Genomic DNA, 8872 nt, shown 5'->3' on the forward strand with positions numbered 1-8872 from the left:
AAAATTAGATTATTTTTTGTAGAGATTGGTGAGTGCTTCGTCTATATCCGTAAACTTAAACTTAAATCCAGCATCCAATATTTTTTGTGCTGATGTATTACTGCTCATCAATACAGCTTCAGCACGTTCTCCAATAAGCAATTCGATAGCTTTTCTTGGGACTTTAATTGGCCAGAATGGTCGGTTAAGATGTTTGGCAACTGCTTTTGTCAAACCTGTATTGGTTACAGGGAAGGGTGCGCAGGCATTATAGGCGCTTTCCATTTCAATGTTTTCCATCGCATAAATGTACATGCTAACCATATCATCAACGTGTAACCAGGGTGTCCATTGTTTGCCAGTTCCTAAAGCAGATCCAACAAATAATTTAACAGATTTATCTAACTGTGGCAATGCTCCGCCATCGTTACTTAATACAATTCCGGTACGAAGCTTCACTATCCTTAAACTTAATTTATGACCTTGATCAACAGCATTTTCCCATAGTTTACAACATTCGGCTAAAAACCCAAAGCCATTTGAGCTGTCTTCAGTTAAAATTTCATCACCACAATCTCCATAATAACCCACTGCTGAGGCTGAAATAAAAGATTTAATTTGGTGACCGGGATTTGATTTAATTGTTTGGTAAAGAAGTTCTGTTGATTTTACACGACTATCAATGATCTGTTTTTTACGTTCGTCAGTCCAATTTTTATCTGCAACAGGTTCTCCAGCCAAATGAATAATCGAATCAATACCTTCAATACATTTGGCATCAATTGTTCCTTTGTATACATCCCAAACAAAGTTATTTGGATCACTAGTCCTTTTTCTGGAAAGTGTATTAACATCATAGCCCTTGTTTAGCAACTGCTTTTTTAGTTCTTTACCAACTAATCCGGTAGCACCTGTAATCAGAATCTTTTTTACCATGTTTTTAAAACACGAAAGATACAAAAGGGTTTGACTTTAGTAGGAAGTAGATCGATCAGCCTTTGTCATCGCGTATGTGGGGGATCATAATTTGTTGTTAACTATTCCAGGCATTAAGATTCCCAATTGGAAATGACGGATTAGGTTAATTTTTCAGGTCCGTCATCCTCACGTATGTGGGTATCTTAATGCTGAAAATTACAACCCCGCAATAATTCTGCTTTTTGGCGCTTTAACAGTGTAACTTAATTTAATTGTCTTGGTTTCATTTGGTGCAATTTTCAATTGCCAAGCAAGCATCCCTGTTTCTTTGTTTACTTCGGCGCCACTACTTTCCATCAATTCAATTTCGATGTCGCTTTCTGTTGATAATGGATATTGATCTTTCAATGATAAATCGATAGCTTCTTTTTTAGTATTCCTGATTTTAATCAAATAAGTAAAAAGCTGCTTTTTATTCGATCCGATAAATTTTGTACTGCTAAAACCTTCTTGTTTCTCTTTTGTGATGATAATTTTTTTATCCTTACCCATACTTAAACTTAAAGTGTCTAAAATATTAGCAGGATTGATGAATGATTTGCCTGTATAAGTTCCTTCAAAAATGATGTTCGCATTGCCTGCCTGAAGATTTAATTTTTCCCAATCAATTACATCAGCCAATAAGTAAGCATCGCTACTGAGTTTCGGTGCTGCATAATATTTATATTTTGCAGGCACTTCATATTCCTTAAATGCAACCGTGTGGGGTTTGTTGTCGCTATTTACATCATAAGGAATATCAATATCAAATGTAACCCCAAGTTGAGTTTCATTAACTGATGTATAGTTATTTATGGTTGATACTGATGCTTCTGGCTTTGATTTTCTTGTGGCGCCATAACCGACCACAACGGTTTCCTCTAGTTTTTTCTCGTCATATTGTATTGGAGAGGCCATACCCCGAATGCGTATTCCTGAAGCCTTGCCAGCTAATGCTTGTTCAATAGGGTTATAAGTAGATAGAAACCAAGGGTTTAAGTTTGGCGCACTTATATTGTAGTTAGGGTTTCCTGTAGATAATGAAAGTTTAACTTTTTTCCAATCCAATCCAGTGCTTTGAGTTATTGCTGCTTTATAAACAATTCCTAATGGTTTTAATGTGCTTGCCGATTTAATATCGTAACTGGCCAACCAACTTGCATGAGGTGTAACATAAGAAACTTGATAATTAGCTTCGGTATTTTCTTTTGACATTAACTGTAAAACCAATTGACCCAATTGCTGATTCGGACTGTTTCTTAACTCCGCAATCTGCTGTTGTAAAGCATTAAGTTTTTGGTTCTGTTTATCTTCTGTTAATGCCAGGGCAGAAATAGCAGTTCTAACTTCGGCGCTTTTCGTACGGTAATATTCTGCCAGTTTAATTAGTTCTGCAACATTGGTTCCATTATTTGTTCCACCAGATTTTCTATTTTCATCCAATAACACTAAAGTTTGTTCTTCAATCGTTTTTGCATTCTTGATCTTTGTTAATTCTGCAGAAACTATCTTTATACTATCGTTTAGTTTTTTAATTTCAGGATTTGCTACATCAGTATTTAGAAAATCTTTATTGAATTGAACAGCCAAAATAGTAACACTAGTAGAAACGCTTACTTGGATAGAATTTTCGTTAACCTTACCTGATATATTATTGATTACAATTTCTGAAGTCCCGGTGGGAAGATTCACTTTTCCGGAATGTATAAGTTGTGCGCCATTATTATAAACGGTTACACTTTCTAAACTAGCCTTGGTTTTAATTTGCTGCTGTGCAAAGGCAGCAATCGGAAATAATAGCGCAATTAGGATTCGTTTCATTTTTTTCTTATTATGTGTATTGAAATCGCATTCGAACAAATGATGTGCAATTCCAGAATATTCCATAATGATTTATTTTTTGTTGGGTATTTGTAAAGAAAGTTGTAGCTTTTTGATGCCAATAAAAAATAAGATAAATTTGTGATGACTCCCTTAGTACACTTTTCAAAATAAAATATGTCCAAAAAAATTTTAGTCTGGTTTAGAAATGATCTTCGTCTGCATGATAATGAAATGCTCGTGGAGGCTATTGCTAAGTCTGATTCAATTTTACCTGTTTATATTTTAGATCCCCGCCAATTTGGAGAAACTAAATATGGAACACTGAAAACGGGAAATATTAGGGCAGAATTTATTTTAGAAAGCGTTTTAGGTCTTCGGTCATCACTAAAAAAAATAGGTGGTAATCTTTTAATTGCAGAAGGAAATCCAGAAGATATTATTCCTCAACTAGTTCAGGAATATGAAATAACAGAGGTTTATCATCATCGTGAAGTTGCAAGAGAAGAAACACATGTATCTACATTGGTAGAAAATGCATTGTGGAAATTGCGTGTAAATCTGAAACATTTTATCGGCCATACTTTGTATAACAAGGAAGATTTACCATTTCCGATAAAGGATATACCCGATGCCTTTAATCAATTTAAAAAGAAAATTGAAAGAGATTCTATCATCAAACCTTGTTTTTTGGCACCAGATCGAATCAATGTTGCTGAGGTTATCGATTGGGGTACACTTTCAACTCTTGAAGATTTGAACTTACTTTCCCAGCAAAAGGATCAACGTGCGGATTTTGAATTTGTAGGTGGCGAAGCAGAAGGATTAATCCATCTTCAAAAGGTTATTGTAGCCATGCAGCAAGCGGCTACAGCCAAAAACTTAATTTTAGTTTCCAAACTTTCTGCATGGTTAGCCATGGGTTGTTTATCGCCCCGAAAAGTATACTGGGAAATTAAAAAAATGGAAGGTGTTCCAAATACGAAAGCCATGTTTAACCATATTTTATTAGGACTGCTTTGGAGGGATTACTTCCGGTTTATGTTTAAAAAATATGGCAATACCTTTTTTAATCCGAATGGATTTGGCAGCCAGGGTTTGGTGGATGTAGAAAATGAGCTCGAAAACTTCAATAAATGGAAGAATGGGCAAACCGGCTTTGCTGTTGTTGATGCTGTAATGACAGAGTTAAATCAAACTGGTTTTATTTCTAACATTGCCAGGCAAACCGCTGCTCTATATCTTATTAACAATTTGGAAGTGAGCTGGGTTTTTGGAGCGGCTTATTTCGAAGAAAAATTAATCGACTACAACCCGGCTAGCAATTGGGGTAATTGGGCAAATGTTGCCGGAGTTGGTAATGATCAAAAATCAAAAAGTGTTTTTGATTTGGATAAGAATATAAAAAATCTCGATCCCAAAGGGAATTATGCCTTAACCTGGGCTTCTTAATAAAGAGTTGAATATTGATAGATTGAATTTCGAATCGTTAATGTTTGATGAATGATTCATCTATAATCCAATCAATCTCAAGTCTACTGATTTAAAAATCCAATAATTAATTGTTGGCTTATATTTTGCTTGTTAATAATCATAAATTAATTTATTTCTATCAACGCTAATGCTGTTGAAAGTCAGAATGTTTCTAAATATATTTTTTTGTGCAATTAATCTCGTTTTTTACCATTTATATAAGGTAAAATTCTAATTTTGTATCGCTTATAGTAAACAGTTAATAATGGGTAGTTTATCTTATCTTAGTGGCGAAAACGCCGAATATATAGATTCTTTATATCAGTCGTATCAGCAAGATCCTGAATCAGTTGAGTTTGGTTGGCAAAAGTTTTTTGAAGGTTTCGATTTTGGAAGAGGCTCTGAAGTTACAGCAGAAACTCCAGAACAATTTTTAAAGGAAGTTAGTGTTTTAAACCTGATCGACGGATATAGAAGTCGCGGTCACTTATTTACACACACCAATCCTGTTCGCGAAAGACGCAAACATCAGCCTAGCTTGGATCTTTCTAACTTCGGTTTATCAGATGCTGATTTAGAAACTGTTTTCAACTCTGGAGTTGAAATTGGTATTGGTGCAGCTAAATTGAAAGATATTGTTGCTTTTCTAAAGCAGACATATACCAGTTCTATCGGTGCTGAATTCAAATTCTTGCGTACACCAGAAGTTTTAAACTGGATTCAGGGTAAAATGGAGAGTGCTCGCAATACGCCTAATTTTTCTATGGATGAGAAAAAGCGTATTCTTAGAAAATTGAATGAAGCAGTAAGTTTCGAAAACTTTTTGGGCACGAAATTCTTAGGTCAAAAGCGTTTTTCGTTAGAAGGCGCAGAAGCTTTAATTCCTGCATTAGATTCAGTAATTGAAAAAGGTGCTGATTTAGGGATCGAGGAATTTGTAATTGGTATGGCGCACCGCGGTCGTTTGAACGTGTTGGCCAATATTATGCAAAAAACCTATAAAGATATTTTTGCTGAATTTGAAGGTAAGAGCTACAATCCAGATACTCCATTTGGTGGCGACGTAAAATATCATTTAGGGTATTCTACTGATGTAACAACAGTTGCCGGTAAAAGTGTTCACTTAAGTCTTTGCCCTAATCCATCGCACTTAGAAACTGTTGATGGAGTAGTTGAGGGCATGAGCCGTTCGAAAATCGACTTTAAATATGGTGGTGATAACTCTCGTTTAGCACCCATATTGATTCATGGCGATGCTTCGGTTGCTGGTCAGGGTATTGTTTATGAAGTAATCCAAATGGCGGGATTAGAAGGTTACAAAACCGGTGGAACCATTCACCTGGTAATTAATAACCAAATCGGTTTTACCACAAACTATAAAGATGCACGTACAAGTACTTATTGTACAGACATCGCTAAAGTAACTTTATCTCCTGTTTTCCATGTAAATGGAGATGATCCTGAGGCTTTAGTTTATGCGATTAATTTAGCAATGGAATATCGTCAGAAATATAAAAATGATGTTTTTATTGATATTTTATGTTACCGTCGTTTCGGCCACAATGAGTCTGATGAGCCAAAATTCACTCAGCCTTTATTGTATAAAACTATCGAGAAACACCCAAATCCAAGAGAGATTTATATTGAGCAATTAACTAAAGAAGGTAAGTTAGAGGCAGGCTTGGCAAAAGAAATGGAGAAAGATTTCCGTGGAATTTTACAGGAACGTTTAAATGAAGCCAAAGAGTTTGTTGCCGGCGATACCGAGGTAAAATTTGGTGGTGCTTGGGCAGATTTACGTATGGCTACTCCAAAAGATTTCTTAACATCACCAATTACAGCTGTTAAAAAATCAACTTTATTGGAAATTGGTAAACGCATTACAACTTTACCATCAAATAAAAAGTTCTTCAAAAAAATTGAAAAGCTATTTGTAGAGCGTACCAAGATGGTTAATGAAACCAATGTTTTCGATTGGGCTATGGGCGAACAATTGGCTTATGGTACATTGTTATCTGAAGGCAAACGTGTTCGTTTAAGTGGTCAGGATGTAGAACGTGGTACTTTTTCTCATCGTCATGCGGTTTTAACTTTAGAAGATAGCGAGGAAGAATACGTACCATTGGCAAATATTTCAGACCAACAGGCACCATTTGATATTTACAACTCTCATTTATCAGAATACGGCGTTTTAGGCTTCGAATATGGTTATGCAATGGCTAACCCTAATGCCTTAACCATTTGGGAAGCTCAATTTGGGGATTTCTTTAATGGAGCGCAAATTGTTATCGACCAATATATTGCAAGTGCGGAAACAAAATGGCAACGTGAAAATGGTTTGGTTATGTTATTGCCTCACGGTTACGAGGGTCAGGGACCAGAGCATTCTTCAGCTCGGATTGAGCGTTTTATGGAGCTTTGCGCAGATTACAACATGCAGGTTACCAATTGTACAACACCTGCAAACTTCTTCCACGTTTTACGTCGCCAGTTTAAACGCGATTTCCGTAAACCATTGGTTGTATTTACTCCGAAAAGTTTATTGCGCCACCCGGCTTGTGTTTCTAAGTTAGAAGAGTTTACCGAGGGAGGCTTTAAAGAGGTAATTGATGATGTAAATGTTAAAGTTGCAGATGTAACGAGAATTGTTTTCTGTAGCGGTAAAATTTTCTACGAGTTGCTTGAGAAACAACAGGCTGATAAAGTTAAACATGTTGCAATTATACGTGTAGAGCAATTATATCCAACCCCTGTTGACCAAATGGAAGCAATTAAGAAAAAATATAAAAATGCTGACGAGATTTTTTGGGTACAAGAAGAGCCAGAAAACATGGGCGCATGGCCATATTTATTCCGCAAGCTATATAAAACCGATTTAAAAGGTATTGATGTAATTTCGCGTAAAGAAAGTAGCAGTACAGCAACCGGTTTTGCAAAACAACATGCCAATCAACAAGCATACATTTTAGCTAAAGCTTTAGAGGTTCCAATTAAACAAGAGGAAGTAAAAGAAGCTACTAAAAAAGCAAGCAAAAAAATGGCAGAAGCCGATTAAGGTTGAAAGTAGAAAGTATAAGGTTGAAAGTTTAGAGTTTAAAATGTTCTAACATTTCAACCTTCAAACATAATAACAGCAAAAAATTACAATTTTAAAAATATGAGTTTAGAGATAAAAGTTCCACCAGTTGGTGAGTCGATAACCGAAGTTGTTTTATCACGTTGGATAAAAAACGATGGCGATGTTGTTGAAATGGATGAAGTTATTGCTGAGTTAGAATCAGATAAAGCTACTTTCGAATTAACCGCAGAACAAGCTGGAACTTTAAAAACCATAGCTGCTGAAGGCGATACTTTAGCAATTGGCGCAGTAGTTTGTAAAATTGAAGATGGTGGCGCAGCTCCTGCAAAAGATGATGCTCCAAAAGCAGAAGAAAAAGCAGTAGTTGCAGAAGATAAAACCTCAGCTCCTGTTGCCGAAAAATCATCAGGCGAAAGTTATGCTACAGGAACGCCATCTCCTGCAGCAGGAAAAATTCTTGCTGAAAAAGGTATTGATTCAGCTGCGGTAAAAGGTAGCGGTGTTGATGGTCGCATTACTAAGGATGATGCAGTAAAAGCAGAAGCTGGCAAAAAAGCAGAAGCTCCAAAAGCCGCGGCTCCTGCTGTAGCAGCAGCCCCTGCGGGTGCACGTTCTGAACGTCGCGAAAAGATGTCGCCATTGCGTAAAACAGTTGCAAAACGTTTGGTTTCTGTTAAAAATGAAACCGCAATGTTAACCACTTTTAATGAGGTTAATATGAAACCAATCATGGATTTACGTGGAAAATATAAAGATTCATTTAAAGAAAAATTTGGTGTTGGCTTAGGCTTTATGAGCTTTTTCACTAAAGCTGTAACTGAGGCACTAAAAGATTTCCCTGCTGTAAATGCTCGTATTGATGGGGAAGAGATCGTTTACAATAACTTTGCTGATATTTCTATTGCAGTTTCAGCGCCTAAAGGTTTAGTGGTTCCTGTTATCCGCAATGCAGAGAGCATGAGTTTAGCTGAAATTGAAAAATCTGTTTTGGCCTTGGCTTTAAAAGCTCGTGATGGTAAATTAACTATTGAAGAAATGACTGGCGGAACGTTCACTATTACAAATGGTGGTGTATTTGGTTCGATGATGTCAACTCCTATTATTAACGCACCACAATCGGCTATTTTAGGTATGCACAATATTATTGAGCGCCCGATTGCTGAAAAAGGTGAAGTGGTAATTCGTCCGATGATGTATGTTGCTTTATCTTATGATCACAGAATTATCGACGGACGTGAGTCGGTTGGTTTCTTGGTTCGTGTTAAACAACTTCTAGAAGATCCAGCTAGATTATTATTGGGCGTTTAGTCTACTATAATCTCAAAAATATGAAGCCTCAGCCTTATGGTTGAGGCTTTTATTTTTACTGAGAATTTTAAAAAGGTCATTATATTGTTGTTATGCAAAATATATTGACTGTTCGTGTGAGGCCATTTGAGGCTAGGTAAACTTTGAGTTATACCGTAAAAAAGGTTTAGCCCACACGATTTTATTCTCAGGAGTCTGAACAGTACTTAAGGCCGCAGAGCGAGCCTGGATAAAACAAAAGGATAGACGAAGGAG

5 protein-coding genes are annotated in these 8872 nt (G+C 36.4%); 3 read left to right on the plus strand and 2 right to left on the minus strand.

The features are described from left to right. Positions 1-9: 9 nt before the first annotated feature. Positions 10-915, minus strand: a complete 906-nt coding sequence (locus tag LUA91_RS18070; RefSeq protein WP_231427509.1) for a TIGR01777 family oxidoreductase — start codon at positions 913-915, stop codon at positions 10-12. Positions 916-1113: 198 nt separating this feature from the next. Continuing rightward, the gene (locus LUA91_RS18075) at positions 1114-2757 is read right to left on the minus strand and encodes a DUF4139 domain-containing protein (protein WP_231427510.1); all 1644 of its coding nucleotides are present in this window, start codon (positions 2755-2757) and stop codon (positions 1114-1116) included. Between the two features lie 177 nt (positions 2758-2934). Between LUA91_RS18075 and LUA91_RS18080 the strand changes: the two genes are divergently transcribed. From LUA91_RS18080 to odhB, 3 genes are all read left to right on the plus strand, one after another. Beyond that, positions 2935-4209: a DASH family cryptochrome gene (locus LUA91_RS18080; protein WP_231427511.1), complete on the plus strand. Its 1275-nt coding sequence runs from the start codon at positions 2935-2937 to the stop codon at positions 4207-4209. Positions 4210-4495: 286 nt separating this feature from the next. Further along, the gene (locus LUA91_RS18085) at positions 4496-7285 is read left to right on the plus strand and encodes a 2-oxoglutarate dehydrogenase E1 component (protein ID WP_231427512.1); all 2790 of its coding nucleotides are present in this window, start codon (positions 4496-4498) and stop codon (positions 7283-7285) included. Between the two features lie 102 nt (positions 7286-7387). Continuing rightward, a complete protein-coding gene (gene odhB, locus LUA91_RS18090) occupies positions 7388-8617 on the plus strand; it encodes a 2-oxoglutarate dehydrogenase complex dihydrolipoyllysine-residue succinyltransferase (protein ID WP_231427513.1) in 1230 nt (409 codons plus the stop codon). Positions 8618-8872: the final 255 nt, after the last annotated feature.

Source organism: Pedobacter sp. Leaf250 (genome assembly GCF_920984735.1).
Classification (GTDB): domain Bacteria; phylum Bacteroidota; class Bacteroidia; order Sphingobacteriales; family Sphingobacteriaceae; genus Pedobacter.

Excerpts from the sequence above, each read along its gene's own strand:
- LUA91_RS18070 (WP_231427509.1), bottom strand. The coding sequence starts at position 915 with ATGGTAAAAAAGATTCTGATTACAGGTGCTACCGGATTAGTTGGTAAA.
- LUA91_RS18075 (WP_231427510.1), bottom strand. The coding sequence starts at position 2,757 with ATGAAACGAATCCTAATTGCGCTATTATTTCCGATTGCTGCCTTTGCA.
- LUA91_RS18080 (WP_231427511.1), top strand. The coding sequence starts at position 2,935 with ATGTCCAAAAAAATTTTAGTCTGGTTTAGAAATGATCTTCGTCTGCAT.
- LUA91_RS18085 (WP_231427512.1), top strand. The coding sequence starts at position 4,496 with ATGGGTAGTTTATCTTATCTTAGTGGCGAAAACGCCGAATATATAGAT.
- odhB (WP_231427513.1), top strand. The coding sequence starts at position 7,388 with ATGAGTTTAGAGATAAAAGTTCCACCAGTTGGTGAGTCGATAACCGAA.